Raw genomic sequence first — 22844 nt, forward strand, 5'->3', positions numbered from 1 at the left:
TTGTGATGAAGCAGGTCAATCTTGAGCAGCGGTCACAGGAGTGGTTGGACTGGCGGCGTTGTGGGGTAACTGCAAGTGATGCTGCTGTGATCCTTGGGCAATCACCTTATAAATCACGCTGGCAGCTCTGGGCAGAGAAATCAGGGATTCTGAAGGAACCGGACTTATCTGCAAACCCTCACGTTCAGCGTGGGATTGAGGATGAAGACGATGCAAGGATTCGGATGGAAGAAGCGTTGGGCGATGCGCCTCTCTTGCCTGTTTGTGGTGAGTGGGAACAGAACCCAAAGCTACGAGCCAGTTTCGATGGCATTACCAAAGACGGCATTCCGGTAGAACTGAAAGCTCCGTGCGAAAAGGTTTATCAGGATGTGAAGGCTTTGAAGGATCAGTCGGAAGGCTATCATCGTGCCTTTGTGCAGGTTCAGTTTCAGATGTTGGTTGCAGATTCAAACCGCGCCTGGCTCTGTTTCTATCACAAAGGTTTGCCGATTCTTCCCGCCTGTATCAACAGGGATGACCACCTGATTCAGCAGTTGTGGCTGGAAACGGAAGCTTTCTGGCAGCGTGTGGAAGAAGGTGATGAACCGGAAAAAGATCCGGAACTGGATGTGTTTGTACCGCAAGGCCTGTCGGAACAGGCGCAGTGGTACAAGCTGGCAACGGTGTATCGTCGTCGTCAGTTCTGTCTGGATCAATTGAAAAAGGAGCTGGATGCCGGAAAGTCTCAGCAGAAGCTGTTGCAGCAGGAGTTACAACAGTTGATGGGAGCCTTCCGGGTCGCTGAATCCGATGGCTTGCGAATCTGCCGGAGTGAATGCGCCGGTTCCGTGGATTATCAGAAAGCACTGGAATCCTTGTGCAAGCAGCACCAGCTGGCTTTGCCTGAGCTTGACTCTTTTCGCCGTAAGGCAAGGGAGCAGGTGAGGGTGACCTTGCTGGATCAGAACGTTGACGACAGGGAATCAGGGTTGGAAGTCGCTGGAAACGAACTGTTGGCATTAAACCCAACGATCAGTAACCAGAGCTTCTATTTCTGAGTAAATCGTTTCACGATTTACAGCTTTTTCACCCGGGTGGGGCAGTGATTCTCCCATCCGGGGGTGGTTTCTGCCCTTTTTTGTTTTTAAAAGTACAGGAATCAAACGATGGAGAATGGAGCTGCCCAGCAGCCACAGGCTGCATACCAAAATCCTGAAAGGATTTTGCAACCAGCGTTTTATGAGCTGAATGAAACCTTTGATCTGGATACCAACCAACTGATCCTGCTTGAAGGTTACAAGGAATGCGGGCATCCCGCAGTACCGGCTGTTCAGCCTTACGTGTTTGACAGAGACCGGCTGCGGAAGCTGCTGGCGTTTTTGGATAATCCGGAAGGTGATGGTCTTTATTTGTGTGGTCCGACGGGGTGCGGAAAAACCAGTCTGGTAAGTCAGGCAGCCGCAAGACTGCACTGGCCAACACAGATGGTGCCTGTTCATGGAAGGCTTGAGCTGGATGATCTTTTAGGTCAGAAGGTTCTGGAGAATGGCAATACACCCTTTTTGTATGGAGCATTGAGCACTGCGGTGAAGGAAGGTCACATCCTTATTCTTGATGAAATGGATGTGGCTGATCCGAGCGAGCTGGCTGGATTGTATGACTTGCTCGATGGTGCGCCTCTTGTGTTAGCGCAAAATGGTGGAGAAATCATTCCGGTACATCCACGGTTCCGGTTTGTTGCCACAGGTAACAGTGCAGGGGCAGGGGATGGCAGTGGGTTGTATCAGGGAGTATTGCGGCAGTCGTTAGCCTGGCTGGACAGATTCAGAGTTATTGCGGTTGATTATCCGGATGAATTCACTGAGCTGATGATTCTGAATCAGGTAGTGCCAAACCTTCCGGTGATCGTCAGGGAAAAGATGGTGAAACTCGCTAACGAGGTTCGTCGTCTCTTCACTGGTGGCTTTGATGGAAAGGCTGTGGAAGGTGAGTCACAACTCAGTGTCACCCTGTCCACTCGTGGACTCGTGCGCTGGGCAAAGTTATCACTTCGGTTTCAGGGTGCGCCCAGAGTGTTAGAGTATGCTCTGGAACAAGCTCTGACTGCCAGAGTGGAGCCAGCGGAACGACAGGCGATTCATCGAATCGGGCATGATGTGTTCGGGGACTTATGGTCTTCAGGAGTGGACTCATGACTGATCACGCTGCTGTAACCAAGGTTTTAGATCAGATGTCTGTGATTGCTCTGGACTGTTCCATCTGGTCAGGTGCCCGTCGTCTGAAACCAGAGGATTTGGTTCTGGGCAAAGGTGGGCAGTTGCCGTCTGATGAAGTGGTGTCGCTGGGAAGCAAGAAACTGTGCAAACGGGAAGTGCTGAAGCCGTTTCATCGCCTGAGGGATCAGGCGTGTCGGCTATGCGGTAGAGAAGGAGTCCGTTTTCTTGGTGGGTATGCCGTGCCCGATCATTATGTTTCAGGTTTAAGCCTGAAACTGGATCAGGTCCAGCAGGACTTTAATCAGGAAAAGCAGGCGTTTCTGACTGGCTACGACCAGCATATTCAGGAATGGGTGAACACACATCCTGACTTCGCTGAAGCCATAAGGAGTGCCGTGCCGGATGTTCAAGATGTAAGTCAGCGTTTCCATTTCGGATACACGACCTACAAAGTGGTGGCATCGCCCCAGCCGGATAACCTGAATCAACAGGTGAACCAGCTGGGCGGCACATTGAGGGAGGAAATCAGTCGGGATGCTCAGGCTTTGTTTGAGCAGACCTTCCGAGGGAAAAGCAAAGTCACCCGGAAAGTCCTGAACCCGATTCTCAGGCTCAGGGATAAACTTCACGGCCTGGCTTTTGTTGATCCCGGAATTTCTCCCATAGTGCAACGGTTGGATGCCGGGTTGTCACAACTGCCGAATAACGGAGCGTTAGAGGGTGAAGTGCTGACTCAACTGATGGAGCGGGTTTTATTGCTCTGTTCAGTTGAACAGATGGAGCGTTGTGCGGAAGGGTTGACGACCATTGATAGCCCTTATAAAGAGCAGCCTGTGAAGGTGCAGAATCAGGAATCAACTCAACCTCAAGAGGCAAATGATGCAGAGATTCAGAAAGAGCCTGCGGTAGAACAACAGATGGTGGTACCGGAGGAAGCGGCTGTATCTGCCACTTTCTACTTCTGAACCGGCTGGTGTAAGCCAGCCATCCCAGGCGGGACATAGTGTCCGCTTTGGGCAGGAGCTATGTCCCTTTTTTCTTTCTTCTTTATAGAGAGAGCGAGGTAATTGGATATGGCTCCTGTTTTACAGAAAGCATTACCGATAGTGGGCAGTGCATTGGGCAGGAAAATGGGTGTTCGGGTTGAAGTGTCTGGCCGGAAGGCATGCACTGATGGTGAGTGTATCTGGATTCCAGCCTTTGACCCGCAGCGGCGAGAGCAGGAAACCCTTTGCTGGGGTTACTTGTCGCACGAAGCAGCCCATGTGCGTTACACGGACTTTTATCTGGACTATGCAGGCTCTGCCTTGCGGCTCAGACTCACTAACTTGCTGGAGGACGTGAGAATTGAAAAAGCAATCAGCCAAGAATATCCCGGTGCTATATTTTCTCTTGCGGAAGTCGTCAGGCAGTTAGTGGCTGAAGGTCGTTTAGGTGCGCCAAAAAAGAGTGATCCACCTGTGAAGGTGTTAAACGACGCTTTGCTGGCGATACTGCGATTTGAGGTGTTAGGGCAGAAGGCATTGGAGCTGGAAGCATTGAAAGCCCGTGAAGTGATGAAAGATTGTTTTCCCGGGCAGTTACTGGATTCGCTTCATGGACTTTTGGGCAAGGTGCCTGACTTGGAAAGCACGAAGGAAGCTTTGAACCTGGCTGACCAGATCATTGCGTTATTTCAAAATTTCAGCAATGAAAACTCTGAAAGCAAAGATTCAGGTGAGGAGGGTTCAGGCAAAACAGAAAATTCGTCAGGAGGTCAGGAAACGACTTCTCAGCATTCTGAAACGCAGGATCAGGAGGAAAAAACAGATTCTGTATCAGATGGTGATCTGGAATCCGATTCTGCGGAAGGGAAAGACGATAATCCTGAGAGTTTGTCTGGCAGTGATAACCAGGCTGTTTCTGAAAACGGAGATGCTTCAGAAAAGACTGAAGACCCGTTCCTGAAACAAATTCTGGAGTCCTCTGATTTTGACTGGCCTGAAGATCTCTTTGAGTCCGTGGCAGGGGAGCTGGAATCCTGGAGTAGTGAGCAATCAGCAGGCTTTTCCGCAGTGACAACAACACCCATGGTTGATGAAGTTGTTATCAGTAGTGAAGACTGGGAAGCAGCAAAGGATTTGCTCTGGAAGGTAAAGTCAGAATCAGCACGATTAGCTGCACAGCTGACCGGGCTGGTTCAGGCGAAAACCTTAACCAGAGACCGCATCGGCAAGCGGGGTATGAGGATAGATGGGAAGAGGCTGCACAGGATAGCTCTGGACGATGGTCGTCTTTTCAAACGACGTTCTGAATCCATAGAAATCAATGCAACCGTTCATATCTCACTCGATATCTCAGCTTCGATGGCTTCAAGGGTGCCATTGGCACGAGAGGCGGTTCTGGCTCTGATAATGGCATTGAAGTCAATAAAAGGAGTCTCTGTGACAGCTTCTGCTTATCCGGGCACTGTGACTGAGCGGGTTTATCCCATAGTTTCAGGCAAGGAGTCCGACCTGGGGATTGCAGGAACACTCTCTGCTTTGGATAGCCATGACTCAACCCCCATGGCCACAGGTCTGTGGCATGCAGTGCATCAGATTTGTCAGTCAAACGCCGAGAGGCGCCTGATTCTGATGATTACTGATGGCGCACCGGATATCGACCACCATGATGCGGTGGTTGATCTGGTGAAACGTTGCAGATATTCAGGAATGGATGTTGTGGGACTGGGAATCAACATTCAGGTGCCGGAGGAGCTGTTCCCAAAAGGTCTGATGATTGAGCAATTAGGTGAATTGAAAAATGGACTCTTCAGTTTGACCAAAGACTGGTTGCTTTGCTGAAACTGAAAACGCCACCCACTCATGCTCTGAAGCATTAGGGTGGCGCTTTTCATGGATGCAGATCTGGCTGCATCGCCTCAACTGTACATATGCACAGTTGTGATTCATGCTCACCGTACAAGTGAATAAAGTATGTTATAGTTACTGTAATAATTATTACGGTAACTTGTCATGAGATTTTATAATCGCGAAGACGAGCTTGAGCAGCTTCAGGAGTGGAGTGAACAAGCCTCTAAAGGAACGGCCCACCTGACGACTGTTGTAGGAAGACGCCGGGTCGGTAAAACAGCGCTGTTAAATAAAACCTTTCCTCAGAACACGGCTGCTGCAGCTTCTATCTATCTGTTTGTATCCAGAAAACAGGAATCATTGCTGTGTGAGGAGTTTGTCGAACAGATCAGAACGGTTTTAAATATTCCCATATTTGGTCAGCCTGCACGTCTTCGGGAAGTCATGGAAATCCTGTTGCAGTTCAGCATCACGACGCCGGTTACCGTCATACTGGACGAATTTCAGGATATCCAGCGGGTTAATCGGGCGTTTTTTTCCGAACTTCAGAATTTATGGGATCGGTACAGGCAACAGAGTCGTATGCACCTGGTTTGCTGTGGCTCTTTATACAGCCTTATGACCCGGTTGTTTCAGGATGGACGAGAGCCCTTGTTTGGTCGAGCCGATCATCGCATCAACCTTCAGCCGTTGCGTTGTCGCTATATCGCTCAAATGCTGAATGACCGGCAGGAGTTTACGCCTGAAAAACTTCTGCAGTGGTACATGCTCAGTGGCGGTGTTCCTAAATATCTGGAGTGGCTGTTTAACATTGATCCTGCAACCGACCTTTGGTCGCAGCTGATTAACGAACACAGTCTGGTCATTGAGGAAGGGCATTATCGTCTGGCTGAAGAGTTTGGACCTGAGCATAGTACCTACTTTTCCATATTGGCTGCTATCGCTTCCGGTAGTACGAGCCGACCTGAAATAGAATCTTTGCTGGGTATTTCTGTGGGGCCACAGCTTGATCGCCTGGAAAATGAATTTGATATTATCAGTCGCAACCGACCAGTGTTGTCTAAACTGGGCACCCGGTTGGTTAAATATCGTATTGCCGATGCTTTCCTGGCGTTCTGGTTTCGCTTTATTTATAAGCATCGTAGTGCGGTAGAGATTGGCAACTTCCCGTTTATCCATAAAGTCATTGAGCGTGACTATCCAACCTGGAGTGGTCACTGGCTGGAAGAAATTGTCAGAGAAGTGATTGCGGAAACCGGTGAATACAATATTGTGGGTAGTTACTGGGAAAGAGGCAACCAGAATGAAATTGATCTTGTAGCGGTCAATGAACTGGATAAAAAAGTCCTGATTGCTGAAATCAAGCGTAACCCGAAAAATATCCGCAAAACGCATTTACAGGAGAAGGCCACCAAGTTGGTGCAGCAACTGAAGGGGTATGATATTGAGTACAGGGGCTTTTCTCTGGACGATCTGGCAAATTGGTTTTAAAGGCGACGCTACGCGCATAAAAATGATTTTTCCTTACCCAGTACCGTGAAATTCGCGTAGGGCGTGATTTCAAAATCATGGCTAATATGGCTATTACTGCTCAGACGGACTCAAGGCAGGGAAGAGGGTGACCACTTGACACAGAGAAGTGTTCCGGTTGGGCTCCGACCACAGGCACCCTGAAAGTATCCGGAAAACAGGCGAAGCTGGCAACGTTCAAATTTTTTGATCACAACAGGATCACCACTAATTCAGTAAGTAACTGAAAAATTGAGGATTAATTTTCCGGCTCCGGGCACCATACAGAAAGGCCATCGTTCATTCGATGGCCTTTTTTTTGCCTGTGTCCCGTCCTGATACCGTGTACTTCGCCCACCACCCGGTAATTTCTCAATACCACCTTTATTCAATAAATCAGACAGGTGTCGAGTAGCTGTTGCCTTACTGACTTTAGCTACCTCCTGATATTGGGACTCACTGATTCCAGACTCAAACCCCTTCTCACCAACATCAAGCAGCCGGTTAAGCACTTTGATCTGTTCATCGGAAAGCCCTGCGTCGTGAAATGCCTGCCAGAATCGCGCTGGACATGGCATAGAGCCGGATACTCTGGGCATCGGCTTGTGCAAGAGCAAGGTCGATGATGGCCTTTTGGTAGAGAAATCAGGTGCTCTGCATCCGGCAGTAAAAACATAATGGCTTGACGTTCGAAACCTGTGCTTTATTTCAAAAATGATTGACGCTTTGCGTTGGGTAGAGCAAAGTCAAACCCAACATTTATTCATTATAGATTTTGCGCCTACAAGGAATACAAAGATGACAATCGGAACCCCCAGAGGAAAAACCAAAAAGCAGGAAAACTTCCTGCTCAATATCCTGTTGAATGTCGCCATTCCATCCCTGATCCTGACCAAACTTTCCGGAGAAGCTCATCTGGGCGCATTTTGGGGATTGATTGTAGCTCTGATCTTTCCGATCACTTACGGAATCTACGACTTTTGCACCAGAGAAAATGTGAACTTTTTCTCTATCTTCGGCTTCATATCGACACTGCTGACCGGCATTATTGGGCTGCTTGAGCTGTCTAAATCAGTTCTCATCCTGAAAGAAACCTCAATGCCACTCTTGCTTCTGACCTCCTTGATCCTCTTCAAAGATAAAGCCAGCAATTTCCTGAAAGAAGCTTTCAGTCAGGCCATTGACTTCAATAAAATCGAGGAGACGATTGGTAGGCAAGAGCTGGATAAAAAAATCTCCGACCTTATGCTTATGTTTAAGGGGTCTTTTTTAGTATCTGCCTCTTTAAATTTTTTTCTTACATACTCCATTATCCAGAGCGAGCCCGGTACAAGCGAGTACACTGCGGAGCTGGGGCGTATGGTTGCTCTAAGCACCCCTGTTATTGCAATACCCTGTACGGCAATCATGATGATTGCAATCTACCGGTTCTTTAATTCCATATCAGCGGCAACAGGCCTCACCACTAACGAACTGATTCAGCAATAAAACAGAAAGAGTATTGTCGATGTCTGTTGCGACTCCTGGAATAAGCTGGTTGCAGAGACTGGTCGAATAGCCAGCCTCTGCTTTCGGAGCTGGGCGGTTATCGAATAGTTATTTCGTATGATTGGTATAAGACTTAATCTAAACCTTTATAACAGCAAATCTGCCTCTCTTGCCTGGGCATCCCACTTAGGCAGAGTATTTTCAATAAACTCTTTTTTCTCGGCATTCAACTTGTCCATATCCAGACCAATGTATGCCTGAGCCTTGGCTTTCGTTGAAATATCCGGCATCTTGATTTCATCATTAACACCGTGTCTGGACAGAACGCGACTGATCTCCAGCCGGGCTTCGCCGGCTTTTTCCATTGCAGACCCCAGAATTCTTAACACTTCTTCCGGTGCATGGAACGAAGCACCATGAGAAGCGATCGAATAATCCCAGCGCCACTGGGCATGACGAATTAATGTCAGGGCTTTCTGCATTTCTTTTTCGGTCGCGCCGGCATCCCAGGCAGCTTTAGCTTCAATATGAGCCCGTACCAGCTGGTCTTCGGTCTTGATCTTTATCTCTTCTACCTGATCCTGACGGGCGTAAGTCACTTCAAGCAGATACTTTTCATCCTGAGTGTGACAGGTTTTACAGGTCGCCTGCACATCACGCAATGGGCTGACAATCTGGTGATCGGTAAAGGTTACCCCCTTATCGCTACGCTTGGGCATATGGCAGTCTGCACAGGCCACATTATTACGACCGTGAACGCCTAATTGCCAGATTTCCCAACCCGGATGCTGAGCTTTCAACATAGGCGCACGGGACAGGGCATGCGTCCAGTCAGCAAACTCTCTCTGATCGAAATAAGCCTCGACACTTTCCGCTTCAATACCATTTGCCCACGGGAACACAACTTCATTGTTCTTGCCGCTGAAATAGTATTCGCTGTGACACTGGGCGCACACCAGCGACTTGTTATCCTGAACCGTCTTAGCGGCCGGATCCTTACCCATAGAAACTAGCGCATCATTCAGGAATGGACGACCAGCTTTCAATGGCATTTCTTTTTTGCTGGCATCATGGCAGTCAATACAACCGATGGTGTTCACTACCTTATTACCTTTGGAAGCCCACTTTCCCTCAAAGAATTTTTCCGACCCTTCTGTTGCAATCAGTCTTGTCACATCCGGGCTTTTACATGTCCAACAGGCATTTGGCATCGGACCGTCATCAGGTCCTTTCGGGCTACCGGTTCGCAGGGTTTCCCGCATATCTTTTAAGGCATACATGTGTCCTCTGGGTGCATTATAATCCCTGGAAAAACCGTAACCCGCCCAGAGAACCACCAGACGCGGATCTTTTTCCAGCATGTCTTCCATCTTGTTACCAAGATGCTTGCTCTCAAAATCCATATCCGACGTGTTATGCCAGGTTTCATACTGCCTTGGAAAACCATCCCGAAACAGTTCATTTCGGGCTTCCAACCCCTTGTTTGCAGCAAATGAAATCCCTGTGGTCAGAAAGGTAAGCAATACCCCGGCTGTTAGCGCACGCAATCCTGACATGCTTTTACTCCTGATATATATAATCTGTGATCGTTAAAGAGCAACTCTTTTAAATCCAAAAAAACATCTCGTTCAATCAGAAAAAGAGAGCATCAAATTTTTTATAAGACCGGTGTTGTTGGTTTAGGAAGAACCTTGGTTCTAAGATTTTGTTTGGGCAATTTATGTGCAATCCCCTGATGACAATCAATGCAGGTTTTATTCTCTTCCAGCATAATTTCGTGATTGGCTCTCGCCCATTCATACTGATGCTCAATAGCGCGTTCAAAATTGACATGACAGCTTCTGCAGTTTTCAGAGTCATTTGCCTGCATATCTGCCCAGACTTTTTCCGCCATTGCCAGCCGGTGTGCTTCATACTTTTCCGGTGTGGCAATTTTTCCGGTCACTTTTCCATAAAGTTCCCGCAACCCTTCTACTTTACGAACCACTTTTCCTAATGTATCAGCTGGTACATGACAGTCCGCACATTCGACCTGTACCCCCGAACTGTTCAGGTAATGAACTGTCGTTTTGTATTCAGCAAATGCATTGGCTTCCATTTCATGACAACTGGTGCAAAAGGCTTCCGAACTGGTGACTTCCATCACCTTTACCCCTCCACCCCAAAGTACCATTCCAACGATAACGCCCCCTGCCAGAAAGGTACCCGCAGAGTACCTGGCCAGCGACTTCCTGAAAAAAACTGACCATTTTTTTGAATTCTTCATTATCTCCCCTTATGCACAAGCAACCCTGGCCCTGACTTTTGCTGGTGTGTTTAAATTGAACAAATCATTAAAAGTTTTTAATCCATCGTTAAACTGGTTTTAAGATAGTGATGGAGACTTCTACTCATTACTTAATACTTGAACAAGCTATAGACAAAATACGTGGCAATGCTCAAATCAATTGGAGAATGATATTTTCTTGTTAATCATGATTTACCACTCTAATACTTATTATTCAGTGACATTTTAATAGTTCAAGCCAATACGATAGGTGACACAGGTCAAAGACCTCTTTTAATCTGCTTTGAGATATTAACTCGACTTTAGAGTGAGCAGGTTTCAATAGTTGCCCAAATAAAACACAAAATGATGTACTGCCGTTGAATTTTCAGGAAACCTGTAAATTGTTAGTGGCTACCAATGTTTGAATACGGAAATAGCAAACCAGGACAAGGCAGTTTAATTAAAAATTGCCTTGTCCATACTTTCCCTGAAAGACAATGGTTGATCAGGCATTCAACTTAAGACGCCGGACTGATTTCCAGATGAATAACATCCGTAGAGCCTACTTCAACAAATCTCACCTGACCTTCATAATCAGGCATGGAGATGTCACCCGCCAGACTGACACGGCCAATAAGATCCAGCGATTGAAGGTCGCCAAGACTTCCACCGTGCATCATCATGGCCGAGTTATCATCCAAAGTCACTTCTCTTGGCAGGTCAGCCACGGTCATTGGCACTGCCGCTACCGGCGCTCTCTCCCCACTGGCCCGGGCAAACACAATGACACGGGCATCAGCGGGTAATGTCTGTAGTTCGGGAGCCAGAGTGACTTTAACCCGTACTTCCGCTGCCGGTATACCCAGCTGTTGACGGGCTTCACGAATGCCTGCCAGCAGATCCTGACGGGCAATCGTATTCTGTTCAACCTGCAGTGCCTGATTCCAGAGACTGATCGCTTCCTCAAAATTATCCTGCTGGAATGCATCAACACCATTCAGGCTTAATGCTGTTGCATTGCTTTCATCAACAGCCAGTGTGGTGGCAACCAGACGCCGGATTTCATCGGTCATTACTCTGTCTCCGGCATGATAAAGTGCCTGAGCCAGTTGTTCCGCTGCCTGGAAATGACCATCCGTTGTCTGATACAGCTGACGATAAACCGTAACGGCTTCATCCATCTGACCATTGGCCCGATAACGATCCCCCAGCAGAAACATGGCCTGAACATTGTCAGGGCGTTTACGGTGCCACTCCTCAAGAGACAGGAGAGTTTCTTCAGCGGTTGTTTCCGGATTTCTCAGTATTGAAGTAGCATTCAGCTCCACCGAGGCACCCAGTTTCAAGTAGACAGGTAACGCCAGAACCGGAATAAGAATCGCCACAGTCAATGCATAAGGAAGTGCTTTGCGACTACCTGTCTGCGCAGTTTCCGATTCATTTCCTGTGACATCAGTCAAAAGCTTTTTTTCCAGCTCTGCACACAACGCTTCAGCTTCTGCCTGAGAAATCAAACCACTGTTTGCTTGCGCTTTTATTTCTGCTCTCTGTTCGTGAAAACAGGCGATATTGGTCTCTTTATCTGAAACCTCTCCGTTATCTTCCCTGCTTTTGTCCTTTCCGATAAAAGGTGCAACAACCAGTGCCATGCATAACAGCACTAATAACAGGGTAACTAACCAGAATGTTGTCATGATTGTTTACCGCCTAGTATTTTTGCCAATGTTTCCTGATCCTGCTGATTCATTTTTTCATCCGGTTCAGAAAAATTAATGCTTCTGAACACACGGAAAAGCACAAACAATCCAATCAACAATATAAAGAGCGGGCCAAACCAGAGTGCCGCCGTACGTGCATCCAGTGGCGGCTTATAAAGCACAAAATCACCGTAACGAACCAGCATGAAATCGACGATGTCACTGTCACTGGCCTGTTCATCGGTAATCAGACGGTGTACTTCACGACGTAAGTCGTTGGCAATCGGGGCATTGGATTCTCCGATAGACTGGTTCTGACATAAAGGACAGCGCAATACATCATTCATTCGGGAAAATTGTTCTCGCTGCTCAACACTGTCAAATTCATAGGTTTCGATAACGGCATAGGCGTTATTGACACCTGCCAGTAATGCGAACACCATCAGAAGGCCACTTAACCGCTTAATGACACTCACAGTTTTGCCTCCTCTTCCAGCATTTCATACAGAGGCTTCACCTTTTCATTCCAGACCTTTCCATCCAGAATGCCTACATGCTTGTAACGGATCACGCCTTCCTGGTCGATCAAAAACGTTTCCGGCGAACCATAAACACCCAGATCAAGCCCCAGCCGGCCATCTGTATCCTGAATGTTATAAAGGTAAGGACTGCCACTATGAGACAGCCAGTTAAGCGCCAGCTCAGGACTGTCCTTGTAGTTGATACCCACTATACTGAAGCCGTCACTGGCAATATTCACCAGTTGAGAGTGCTCTGCCTTACAGGCAGGGCACCATGAACCCCAGACATTGAGAAGATAGACCTGCCCCTTCATTTCATCCTGAGTCACCTGTCGTTCTTCTTCGAGAACGGGCAGGCTGAATTCAGGCAATGGACGATTCAACAACACAGATCGCAGAACGGTTTTATCTTCCATAAACAGACCTGCCAGCAGCAGGGTACAGAGGATCAGAAAAAAGCCCAGAGGCAAAAAAAGCGTCCAGCGTTTCATGCCTGACCTCCCGCTAATGAAGCACCCGTAGCCCGGGGCTGACTGATTTTTTTCCTGACCCGCACCCGGTAACGACGATCGGAGACTGCCAGCAACCCGCCCAGCGACATCAGGATTGATCCAAACCAGATCCAGCGAACAAAAGGCTTAACGTACAGACGAACCGCCCAGCTGCCATCACCCAGAGGCTCTCCCAGAGCCACATACAGGTCACGAGTTAAACCTGCATTGATGCCTGCTTCCGTCATAGGCATCTGCTGCACCACATAAAGGCGCTTCTCGGGATTCAGCACGCCAATTTCCCGACCATCACGAAACGCTGTTACACGACCATAGTCCGACACATAGTTAGGGCCGTTTTTGCGGGATACACCGTCAAACCGGAATGCATAATCCCCCACCTCAGCCATTTGACCGGGTGCCATACGCAAGTCTTTCTGAACGCTGTACCCTTCACTTAAAGCAACACCGATAAAGCAAACCGCCACACCCAGATGTGCCAGGTGCATGCCCCAGAAAGCAGGCTTGAGTTTCCTGACACCCTGTAATAAACCGGTATTGCGAGTCTTGTTCTGAATATCCCTGATCATGGCCAGCACCATCCAGAACACCAGCCCCATAGCCAGCGCTTCACTGATAAGGAACCGGCTGTCGTAAAACAGACTGAACAGCAGACCACCCAGAGCCGATACGACAAAAATCCAGCGAACCTGACTCATCAGCCACTGTGTAGAATTATGCTTCCAGTTAAGAATGACACCAAAACCCAGCGCGAATGCAAGGATCATCGCCAGGGGTACAAACACTGTATTGAAATAAGGAGGGCCCACTGAAATCATGCCCAGATCCAGCGCATCCAGTAACAGCGGGAACATCGTACCCAGCAAGACCGTGGCACAGCTGGCAACCAGTACTACATTGTTCACCAACAACAGCGTTTCACGGGAAAGAAGACCAAAACGAATAGTACTGCGCACATCCGGAGCCTTGAGTGCGAACAGTGCCAGTGAAGCACCCACCACGACCAGCAAATAAATCAGAATAAACAGACCCCGGGTCGGATCACTGGCAAATGCATGAACCGATGTGAGCACACCGGAGCGAACCAGAAACGTTCCGAACAGACTGAGCGAAAACGTGGCAATCGCCAGCAGCAATGTCCAGCTTTTGAACAGCCCGCGCTTTTCAGTGACTGCCAGAGAGTGCATCAGTGCGGTGCCTGACAACCAGGGCATCAGCGATGCATTCTCAACCGGGTCCCAGAACCACCAGCCGCCCCAGCCAAGCTCGTAATAAGCCCACCAGCTGCCAACGGCAATACCAGCCGTCAGAAATACCCAGGCAACCGTCGTCCAGGGACGCGCCCAGCGAGCCCAGGCACTGTCCAGCTGACCACCGATCAGGGCTGCGATGGCAAAGGCAAAGGCTGCAGCAAAACCAACATACCCCATATACAGCAGTGGCGGATGGATAATCATGCCAAAGTCCTGCAATAACGGGTTCAGGTCAGACCCTTCCATGGGTGGAAAGGGCAAGATACGAGTGAATGGATTTGAAGTCAGCAGGATAAACAGCAAAAAGCCAACGCTCACCATACCCAGTACTGCCAGAACCCGGGAAGACAGCACCAGCGGCAGCTTTTCGCTGCGCAGTGCAATGGCCATTCCCCAGCCCACCAGGGTCAGTATCCACAACAACAGTGAGCCTTCATGCCCACCCCAGGTAGCCGTTATCTTGTAAATAACCGGCAGCAGGGTACTGGAATTGCTGGCGACATAACTCACAGAAAAGTCATTGGTCAGAAACGCATAAACCAGGCAGATAAACGACAAAAGAACCATAAAAAACTGACCAATGGCCAGGTTCTTTCCGGTTTGCATCCAGCGAACCTGTCCGGTAAAACTCCCGACCAGAGGCAGAATGCTTTGCAGAATCGCCAGACAGGTGGCGAGTATCAGAGCCAGCAGGCCTAACTCAGGAATCATAATGCTTCCCACCTCCGGTTTCGGCATCCGACAGAGCACGTTCAACTTCTACCGGCGTATAGTTTTCATCGTGCTTGGCAAGCAGTTCCTCGGCAACAAAGCGGCCACTATCATCCAGTGTTCCGGTGCCGACAATGCCCTGATCTTCACGGAACAGGTCAGGAAGGATACCGGTATACTCCACTTCAACCTCATGGGCACCGTCTGTAATCAGAAAGGAAATCAGCAGGCTGTCCGGGTCTCGCTCTACGGTACCGGAAACAACAACGCCCCCACCTCTGATGGTCTGCCCAACGGGGGCCTCTCCCCTGACCATCTCACTGGGTGAAAAAAACAGGTTAATATTTTGACTAAGGGCAAACACCACCAGTGTTGCAGCCAGAACTGCCCCCACAATCAGCAGAGAAACCAGAGTTAACCTCTGACGACTTACTCCATCCATTTTTTTACTTCCTAAAGAACACCTAAATGGTTTATGCAACAGTCTGACGAGAGAGACGACGCAGAAGTTTCTTTCGAGACAGCAGTGGCGCAATCACGTTGTACGCGATCACTGCCATGCCAATACCGTAAGTACTCCAGACATAGATACCGTGTCCATCCATATGAACAAGGCTGGAAAAACTGTCAAAATACATCATTATTTTCCTGTGACTTCCTTTGTTATTGACTGGCGATCGCTTCACGAACCCATCGGGTTTTTGCTTCTCTTTCAAGAATTTCCGTTCTCAGTCTTACCAGCATCACCACCAGAAAGAACAAGTAAAAGGCCGCAATGCTGATTAACAGCGGATACAACATTTCCGGTGCCATGGAAGGCTTTTCGGTCAGCGTTAAGGTGGCTCCCTGGTGCAGAGTGTTCCACCACTCCACGGAGTATTTGATGATGGGGATGTTGACCACGCCCACCAGTGTCAGGATGGCGCAGGCTCTGGCCTGGGCACCGGTGCCACGAATAGCGCCACGCAGGGCAATGACACCAAGGTATAAAAACAACAGAATCAACATTGAGGTTAAGCGGGCATCCCACACCCACCAGGTTCCCCAGGTCGGCTTACCCCAGATGGCACCGGTCGCCAGCGACAGAAAGCAGAATGAGGCCCCGATGGGTGCCATGCTTTTCAAGGCCATATCGGCGAGTTTAATGCGCCAGATAAGCGTTACAGCACCCGCCATCGCCATCATCACATAAACGGCAGAAGCCAGAAACGACGTGGGAACGTGGAGAAAGATAATGCGATAGCTGTTTCCCTGCAGGTAATCCGGTGGAGCAAATAACAGCCCCCAGATCAGACCGGTTGCCATCATTAGCGCTGCCAGAATCGCCATCCAGGGTAACCACCGGCCACTGATTTCATAAAACCATCGGGGAGAACTTAATTTGTGAAAAAACGTCCAATTCATTACTTTTACTTACATCTCAGCCATCAACCACAACACGCAATGCACCGGCAATTGCCAGCGGTGCCAGACACAGCCCGGCCATTAGCAAAGCCCCCATCCACAACAGGTGTCCGGTATAGGGCATGCCTGCCATTGCGTTCTGAATTGCACCCGTACCAAAAATAAGGGTGGGAATATAAAGAGGAAGGGACAACAGCGTCAGCAGCACACCACCACGCTGTACCCGAACCGTCAGAGCTGCACCAATCGCGCCAGTGAGACTCATGAGAGGCGTACCGATTAACAGTGTCAGAAACAGTGCCGGAAAAGCCTGTGCTGGCAGGTGCAGCATCAGCCCTAATACCGGAGCCATCAACAGCAGTGCAACCCCCGTAGTCAGCCAGTGCGCCACCACTTTCGCCAGAACGAGCAACGGCAAAGGATGGGGAGACAGAAGCAACTGCTCAAGGGAGCCGTCATCGTGATCACTTTTGAACAGGGAATCCAGAGAAAGCAACACCGCCAGCAGCGCACCAATCCAGACAATTCCGCCTGCCAGCTGTGACAATACTTCTTTCTGTGGCGCGATACCCATTGGAAACAGGCTTGCCACCATCAGATAAAAAGCCACTGGATTCAGGGTTTGCCCCGGAGTACGAAAGGCCAGAGTGAGGTCACGTCGAATCAGAAATAAAAATGCCCTGCGACCGTTCAGGGATTCACGGGAAGGGTTTGACGCTATTTTACCGGAAGTCGCACTCATACTCATAAGAACACATCCTCTTTGTCCTCGTGAGCATTGCCAGATTCGGCAGGCACATAGTCATCCAGCCTGATTTTGCGAACCCTGCCTGACAGGTCCGACAATACCTGGTCCGACAATGCCTGATGACTGGTAATAATTACCATCCCTTTATTGGTAACATGCTTTGCCAGCAGTCGTTCCAGCCATTGGATGCCGTGATAGTCGATGGCTGTGAAAGGCTCATCCAGAATCCAGAGCAGCGCATTGCTGACACTTAAATCTGCCAGCGCCACCCGCCGATGCTGCCCCGCTGACAGGTGACCACAGGGCGTGTCTTCATACCCGCCAAGATTCACCTGCTTCAGTGCTTCAATAATACTCTGTTCGTTACAGTGCTCATTTCTCAGGCTGCTGCGCCAGAGGATATTCTCCACCGGTGTCAGCTCCACCTTGATAGCGGGCTTGTGTCCAAAATAAAAAGATGACAGCCGGAAGTCTGCATAGTCACGGCTCAGTGGCTTTCCTTTCCAGAAAATACTCCCCCGATAATCGTTGGAAAGGCCTGCCAGAATTTTTAGCAGTGTCGTTTTTCCGGTGCCGTTTCCACCTTCAACCTGAAGCAATTCAGCGGGAGATAATGTTATAGAGAGATGCCGAAAGAGTGTTCTGTCATCTCTTTCGCACCCAAGATCCATAAGTTCAAGCAACTGGTAATCCTTGAATTAACGATTTAATGCAGGCTTATTTGTAGTAAATTGTGCCCATTTTATTTGCCACCCAATCCAGACTTTGCACAAAACTACAACTCAACTGTCTTTAATGCCGTGATTTGTATCAAGAAATACGCCAGCCCCACCACCGATTTTCCGATCAGGCACTATTGATTCTGAGCCGGGGTGATTTTATTCACCCCGTAAACACTTTATACCCATCAGACTTTCAAACCCCGTTATGAACAAGCCATTTGAGCCCAACACAGAATATTGAACTCAAATGGCTGCACAACAGGAGATTTTGAAAGTGCGATTGGTATTAGTTCCAGTCTTTCACATCAGTCATAATTGGAAGTTCATGGGCTATCCCTTTGTGACACTGGATACAGGTTTCCCCGTTTTCCTGTGCCATGGTATGAGCCTTCTGAGCCACTCTGGACTGCAATGACAGATCCATTGCACTTTCGGTATGACAGGCACGGCACTCCTGAGAGTCATTCGCCATCATGCGATCCCATTCACGCTCGGCCATTGCACGCCGATGAGCGTTGAACTTTTCCGGTGTGTCCACCTTACCCGTCAGGTGCGCCCAGACTTCTTTGCTGGCCTGCACTTTGCGTAGCATGGCCGGACCAAAGTCAGCAGGCATATGACAACTGGCACAATCTGCCTGAACACCTGAAGCATTACTATAGTGGGCCGTCGCCTGATATTCCGGATAAGCGTCATCGGTATGACAGCTGACACAGAACTCCATGCTGTTGGTGTAGTCCATCACCGCAGTATATGTGCCCTGAAACACCAGCGCAGCCGCAAAACCAAAAGCCAGCAGCACGCCCATGGAGATTTTGCCGGATGGGCTGCGAAGCAGAGTCCAGCAACGTTTTATCAACGATTCCTTTGCCATGAATCTCTCCTTACGGCTTTAATGACTGAACCGGCTCGAAGGTGTTTTCCTTCAATGGTTTCGAGTCATGCTGAGGCACGTGGCAGGCCAGACAGAAATAACGGTCCGGGGAAACAGCCGACAGCTGTTCACCATCGCGGTTCTTGTAATGGGACACCGCAATTCGGGTTGCGCCCCACTTGCTGGCGTTGTTGGAACTGTGGCACTGCAGGCAGGTATTGGCATTCAGATCAGTCTGGGAGCGATCAATCTGGTGCGGCACCAGCGGTGGCATTTCCACAAATTCCAGATCGTAACGCTTGCCTTCAATGACTTTTGCCATTAGCTCCGCAGGTGCTTCTTCACTAATGTTGACACTGCGAAGGGATTCCAGCCCACCCAGCTCATCGGTGTTGACAAAATCAGCCACCGCCATACTGCTGACCGCTGTAGCCAGCGCTAGACTCAATAGTTTTTTCATTGTCTGTTTCACTCTTGATCTTCTGCGAAGGCTTCCGGCATTACGAAACCGGAAGTCTTACAAATTCCCCGAATCAGGCTTTTACCACTTTCACGGCGGTTTTCTTGAAGTCAGTTTCCCGGGACAACGGGTCGGTTGCGTCGACCAGCAGTTTGTTCACCAGCTGTTTCGCATCGAAAAACGCCATATAGGTCAGACCTTTCGGCATGCGGTTACGCCCCTTGGTTTCTACACGGGTGCGCACTTCGCCGTAACGGGAAATTACCTTGATTTCATCACCCCGGCGCAGACCACGTTCTGAGGCATCGTCAGGATGCATAAACAGTTGTGCGTCGGGGTAAGAGCGATGCAGTTCCGGTACGCGGCGGGTCATGGAGCCGGAATGCCAGTGCTCCAATACTCGTCCGGTAGACAACCACAGGTCGTATTCTTCATCCGGAGACTCGTGCGGTGGCTCGTACGGCAGGGCAAAAATCCAGGCCTTGCCATCGGGCTTACCGTAGAAATTAAAACCTTCACCTTCTTTCACGTAGCTGTCATAGCCTTCGCGGTAACGCCACAGGGTTTCTTCGCCATTCACCACCGGCCAGCGTTTACCGCGGGTCTGGTGATACACTTCAAAGTCTGCCAGGTCGTGTGCCTTGCCTCGACCAAAGGCGGCGTACTCTTCGTACAGACCTTTGTGGACGTAGAATCCAAAATCACGGGATTCCTGATTCAGACGTTCTTCGGGTATTTCATCCAATGAGAATTCATTTGCCTTACCGTTGGCGTACAGTACCTCGAACAGGGTCTTGCCACGCAGATGAGGGACTTTTTCCAGCAGTTCGTCCGACCACACTTCTTCCACTTTGAAACGTTTGGAGAACTCCATCAGCTGCCACAGGTCGGAACGGGACTCACCCGGCGGCTGCACCTGCTGATACCACATCTGGGTACGACGTTCGGCATTACCGTAGGCACCTTCCTTTTCAACCCACATGGCGGTTGGCAGAATCAGGTCGGCAGCCTGTCCGGTTACGGTCGGGTAGGGGTCAGAGACAACAATAAAGTTGTCCGGATTGCGATAGCCCGGCAAACTCTCGTTGTTAATATTGGGCGCTGTCTGCATATTGTTGGTACACATCACCCAGTACGCATTCAGCTTGCCATCCTTCAGCATCCGGTTCTGCAACACTGCATGATATCCAACGGTTCCCGGTATGGTGCCTTCCGGCAGCTGCCAGATTTTCTCAGCCATGTCACGGTGTGCTTTGTTATTCACCACCATGTCAGCTGGCAGACGATGGGCAAAGGTGCCGACTTCACGGGCAGTACCACAGGCAGAAGGTTGTCCCGTCAGGGAGAACGGACCGTTACCGGGCTCGGAAATTTTGCCGGTCAGCAGGTGGATGTTGTAAATCAGGTTGTTCATCCACACACCACGGGTGTGCTGGTTAACCCCCATGGTCCACAGGGACACCACTTTTACCCCGGGATCGGCATACAGTTTTGCCAGTTCTTCCAGGTTTTGTTCCGGTACGCCAGACAGTTTGGAGACTTTCTCAACGGTGTAGTCGCTGACAAACCCGGCATATTCTTCAAACGACATAGGTGTTGAATCACCATTGCCCGGGTTAGCCGCTTTTTTCTCCAGCTCATGATCCGGACGCAGGCCATAACCGATATCGGTGACACCACGACGGAAGTGGGTGTGCTTTTTAACAAACTCTTCGTTCACACTGCCGGACTGAATGATGTAGTTGGCAATGTAGTTACCAATGGCAAGATCCGTCTGCGGTGTGAAAATAATGGAGTTGTCGGACAGTTCAAAAGAACGGTGTTTGTAAGTGGACATCACCGCCACTTTGACATGGGGGTACCCCAGACGGCGGGCGGTAAGACGTGCCCAGAGTACCGGGTGCATTTCAGCCATATTGGCACCCCAGAGTACAAAGGCATCGGCGTGTTCAAAGTCGTCGTAGCAACCCATTGGCTCGTCCATGCCGAAGGTACGCATAAAGCCCACCACGGCAGAAGCCATACAGTGTCGTGCATTAGGATCGATATGGTTGGAACGGAAGCCAGCCTTCATCAATTTGGCAGCTGCATAACCCTCCCAGACTGTCCACTGTCCGGAACCGAACATGCCGACTGCTGGCATCTCATCAGAATTGCGGCTTTTGGCGATAGCCGCTTTCCACTTCTCCGCCATGATATCAAATGCCTGATCCCAGCTGATCGGCGTAAAATCACCGTTCTTGTCGAACTGGCCGTTCTTCATAAGCAGCAGCGGTGTTTGAATACGATCCTTGCCGTACATAATCTTGGACAGGAAGTAACCCTTGATACACGTCATACCCCGGTTGACCGGAGATTCCGGATCGGCCTGAGTCGCCACTACCCGACCATTCTGGGTACCTACCAGCACCGAACAGCCAGTACCACAGAAACGGCATGGGGCTTTGTCCCACTTAACTTCGGAATCCTTGCTGCTGGCAATCAGCTGGCTGGCAGAAGCCGGTATACTGACCCCGGCTGCCGCAGCGGTGGCAGCAACGGCGCTGCTTTTAATAAAGTCACGACGACTTTGTTTCATGTTTCACTCCCTGAGTAGTGACGTTATTTCGAATTCAGTCTTCAGTTCCCTGATGGGAATACACCAGTGCGGCAGACATCACACCCTGCGTCTGGTTAATACGGCTGATCGTATCGATCATGATTTTCTCGCCAGTCTGTTCCTCAATGGTGACTACCAGCTTCCCTGCCGGGTCTGTTTCGTGTACCTCAACACCGGCAAAACCATTCAAAATTTCTGTGACACTGGCACAGCACTCTGGCCGTGTGTGAACCAACAGCCCTGCAATGGTGAAAGCTTTGTCGTTGACAGGATCGATATTAGAGTGCTTCATGGGTGTCGTTCTGTTTCAGCTCTATGGCAATAACAGGGCAGGATGATGAGCATTCACCGCAGCCCCGACATAAATCGGTATTAACATCAGGTTCAGCCATACCATTCGCCCGCAACCGGAACTCAATCACTTCGTCGTCACAGGTTTCTGCACAGGTACGACAATAAACGCCTGCTTTCGCCAGACAGGCTTCTCCTATCACTGGCTTAAGTGTCCAGGGGCTTTTCGCAGAATCTGTTAAAGCACCCACCGTACAGGCTTTCTGGCATTCACCGCAGAAGTTGCAGGACGCCCTGGAAAAATCGACTTCAGGAAAACCACCACTGCCTTTTTTCAGCAAACCGTTTGGGCAGCGTTCAATGCATTCGGTACAACGAATACAGGTATCGAGAAAGATGTTCTCGCTGATACTCCAGGGCGGACGAACAGGTTTTTCCTGATTAAACCTGCCCCGTAAAAACCGACGGCGGGACAGACTGGTTTGTGACTTCATGGTGTTGATACTGAATATTTTGTTCATATCTTAATAAGTTAAAAAAACCATAAAAGACCTGAAAAGCGCGTCATGATTAGGGGGTAATACCCAGCCATACCTCTTTAGGGGTACATAAAAGCCACTATCATTCCGGCTTGGGTTTGATACACGAAGCTGTCATGCTACCCATCCCTTCTGATAAACCCCGGACAGGGTTATTAGAGGTAGGGCCTGCAAACTGACTGTTTATTGACTTGAATCAATTCAGAAACACCATT

General features: G+C 49.5%; 23 protein-coding genes. 6 read left to right on the forward strand and 17 right to left on the reverse strand.

Annotation, left to right across the window (positions count from 1 at the left end; translation table 11 throughout):
* The first annotated feature begins 5 nt into the window (after window positions 1-5).
* From V5J35_RS23200 to V5J35_RS23220, 5 genes are all read left to right on the forward strand, one after another.
* Window positions 6-1040, forward strand: a complete 1035-nt coding sequence (locus tag V5J35_RS23200; RefSeq protein WP_354009400.1) for a lambda-exonuclease family protein — start codon at window positions 6-8, stop codon at window positions 1038-1040.
* Between the two features lie 108 nt (window positions 1041-1148).
* Complete coding sequence (locus V5J35_RS23205; protein WP_354009401.1) at window positions 1149-2177, forward strand: AAA family ATPase; 1029 nt, start codon at window positions 1149-1151, stop codon at window positions 2175-2177.
* Window positions 2174-3163: a DUF3150 domain-containing protein gene (locus V5J35_RS23210; RefSeq protein ID WP_354009402.1), complete on the forward strand. Its 990-nt coding sequence runs from the start codon at window positions 2174-2176 to the stop codon at window positions 3161-3163. The genes V5J35_RS23205 and V5J35_RS23210 overlap by 4 nt, the downstream gene beginning before the upstream one ends.
* A 108-nt stretch (window positions 3164-3271) precedes the next feature.
* Entirely contained in the window at window positions 3272-5023 is a 1752-nt protein-coding gene (locus V5J35_RS23215) for a vWA domain-containing protein (protein WP_354009403.1), read from the forward strand.
* Between the two features lie 171 nt (window positions 5024-5194).
* Window positions 5195-6523, forward strand: a complete 1329-nt coding sequence (locus V5J35_RS23220; RefSeq protein WP_354009404.1) for an ATP-binding protein — start codon at window positions 5195-5197, stop codon at window positions 6521-6523.
* A gap of 251 nt (window positions 6524-6774) precedes the next feature.
* On the opposite strand, the gene V5J35_RS23225 is transcribed toward V5J35_RS23220, so the two are convergent.
* On the reverse strand, window positions 6775-7119 hold the full coding sequence (locus tag V5J35_RS23225; RefSeq protein WP_419095772.1) for a hypothetical protein: 345 nt from the start codon (window positions 7117-7119) through the stop codon (window positions 6775-6777).
* A 136-nt stretch (window positions 7120-7255) separates the two neighbouring features.
* On the opposite strand from V5J35_RS23225, the gene V5J35_RS23230 reads away from it, so the two are divergent.
* Window positions 7256-8029: a VC0807 family protein gene (locus tag V5J35_RS23230; RefSeq protein ID WP_354009405.1), complete on the forward strand. Its 774-nt coding sequence runs from the start codon at window positions 7256-7258 to the stop codon at window positions 8027-8029.
* A 146-nt stretch (window positions 8030-8175) separates the two neighbouring features.
* Here the strand turns inward: V5J35_RS23230 and nrfA are convergent, their stop codons facing one another.
* The 16 genes from nrfA to napF form a co-directional block, all read right to left on the reverse strand.
* Window positions 8176-9585, reverse strand: coding sequence for an ammonia-forming cytochrome c nitrite reductase (gene nrfA / locus V5J35_RS23235; RefSeq protein WP_354009406.1), 1410 nt, complete (start codon window positions 9583-9585; stop codon window positions 8176-8178).
* A 101-nt stretch (window positions 9586-9686) separates the two neighbouring features.
* A complete protein-coding gene (locus V5J35_RS23240) occupies window positions 9687-10295 on the reverse strand; it encodes a NapC/NirT family cytochrome c (RefSeq protein ID WP_354009407.1) in 609 nt (202 codons plus the stop codon).
* Window positions 10296-10816: 521 nt separating this feature from the next.
* Window positions 10817-11992: a c-type cytochrome biogenesis protein CcmI gene (gene ccmI / locus V5J35_RS23245; protein WP_354009408.1), complete on the reverse strand. Its 1176-nt coding sequence runs from the start codon at window positions 11990-11992 to the stop codon at window positions 10817-10819.
* A complete protein-coding gene (locus V5J35_RS23250; RefSeq protein WP_354009409.1) occupies window positions 11989-12471 on the reverse strand; it encodes a cytochrome c-type biogenesis protein in 483 nt (160 codons plus the stop codon). The genes ccmI and V5J35_RS23250 overlap by 4 nt, the downstream gene beginning before the upstream one ends.
* On the reverse strand, window positions 12468-13007 hold the full coding sequence (locus V5J35_RS23255; RefSeq protein ID WP_354009410.1) for a DsbE family thiol:disulfide interchange protein: 540 nt from the start codon (window positions 13005-13007) through the stop codon (window positions 12468-12470). The genes V5J35_RS23250 and V5J35_RS23255 overlap by 4 nt, the downstream gene beginning before the upstream one ends.
* The gene (locus tag V5J35_RS23260; protein WP_354009411.1) at window positions 13004-14992 is read right to left on the reverse strand and encodes a heme lyase CcmF/NrfE family subunit; all 1989 of its coding nucleotides are present in this window, start codon (window positions 14990-14992) and stop codon (window positions 13004-13006) included. Before V5J35_RS23260 ends, V5J35_RS23255 begins: the two co-directional genes overlap by 4 nt.
* Window positions 14982-15434, reverse strand: a complete 453-nt coding sequence (gene ccmE, locus V5J35_RS23265) for a cytochrome c maturation protein CcmE (protein WP_354009412.1) — start codon at window positions 15432-15434, stop codon at window positions 14982-14984. Before ccmE ends, V5J35_RS23260 begins: the two co-directional genes overlap by 11 nt.
* A 31-nt stretch (window positions 15435-15465) precedes the next feature.
* Complete coding sequence (gene ccmD, locus V5J35_RS23270) at window positions 15466-15633, reverse strand: heme exporter protein CcmD (protein ID WP_419095773.1); 168 nt, start codon at window positions 15631-15633, stop codon at window positions 15466-15468.
* A 22-nt stretch (window positions 15634-15655) separates the two neighbouring features.
* Window positions 15656-16396 carry a heme ABC transporter permease gene (locus tag V5J35_RS23275; protein WP_354009413.1) on the reverse strand — a complete coding sequence of 247 codons (741 nt, stop codon included), beginning with the start codon at window positions 16394-16396 and terminating at the stop codon, window positions 15656-15658.
* A gap of 16 nt (window positions 16397-16412) precedes the next feature.
* Window positions 16413-17144 (reverse strand): heme exporter protein CcmB, encoded by a 732-nt coding sequence (gene ccmB / locus V5J35_RS23280; RefSeq protein WP_354009414.1) that lies wholly within the window; start codon window positions 17142-17144, stop codon window positions 16413-16415.
* Window positions 17141-17827 carry a cytochrome c biogenesis heme-transporting ATPase CcmA gene (ccmA, locus tag V5J35_RS23285; RefSeq protein WP_354009415.1) on the reverse strand — a complete coding sequence of 229 codons (687 nt, stop codon included), beginning with the start codon at window positions 17825-17827 and terminating at the stop codon, window positions 17141-17143. The genes ccmB and ccmA overlap by 4 nt, the downstream gene beginning before the upstream one ends.
* Before the next feature lie 325 nt (window positions 17828-18152).
* Entirely contained in the window at window positions 18153-18740 is a 588-nt protein-coding gene (locus V5J35_RS23290; RefSeq protein WP_354009416.1) for a NapC/NirT family cytochrome c, read from the reverse strand.
* A 10-nt stretch (window positions 18741-18750) separates the two neighbouring features.
* On the reverse strand, window positions 18751-19212 hold the full coding sequence (locus V5J35_RS23295; protein WP_354009417.1) for a nitrate reductase cytochrome c-type subunit: 462 nt from the start codon (window positions 19210-19212) through the stop codon (window positions 18751-18753).
* Between the two features lie 61 nt (window positions 19213-19273).
* Window positions 19274-21778 (reverse strand): nitrate reductase catalytic subunit NapA, encoded by a 2505-nt coding sequence (gene napA, locus V5J35_RS23300; protein WP_354009418.1) that lies wholly within the window; start codon window positions 21776-21778, stop codon window positions 19274-19276.
* Between the two features lie 34 nt (window positions 21779-21812).
* Window positions 21813-22091 (reverse strand): chaperone NapD, encoded by a 279-nt coding sequence (locus V5J35_RS23305; protein ID WP_354009419.1) that lies wholly within the window; start codon window positions 22089-22091, stop codon window positions 21813-21815.
* Window positions 22078-22584 (reverse strand): ferredoxin-type protein NapF, encoded by a 507-nt coding sequence (gene napF / locus V5J35_RS23310; protein ID WP_354009420.1) that lies wholly within the window; start codon window positions 22582-22584, stop codon window positions 22078-22080. Before napF ends, V5J35_RS23305 begins: the two co-directional genes overlap by 14 nt.
* Window positions 22585-22844 lie beyond the last annotated feature (260 nt).

Origin of the sequence: Endozoicomonas sp. NE40 (assembly GCF_040549045.1) — a bacterium.
GTDB classification, from domain to species: domain Bacteria; phylum Pseudomonadota; class Gammaproteobacteria; order Pseudomonadales; family Endozoicomonadaceae; genus Endozoicomonas_A; species Endozoicomonas_A lisbonensis.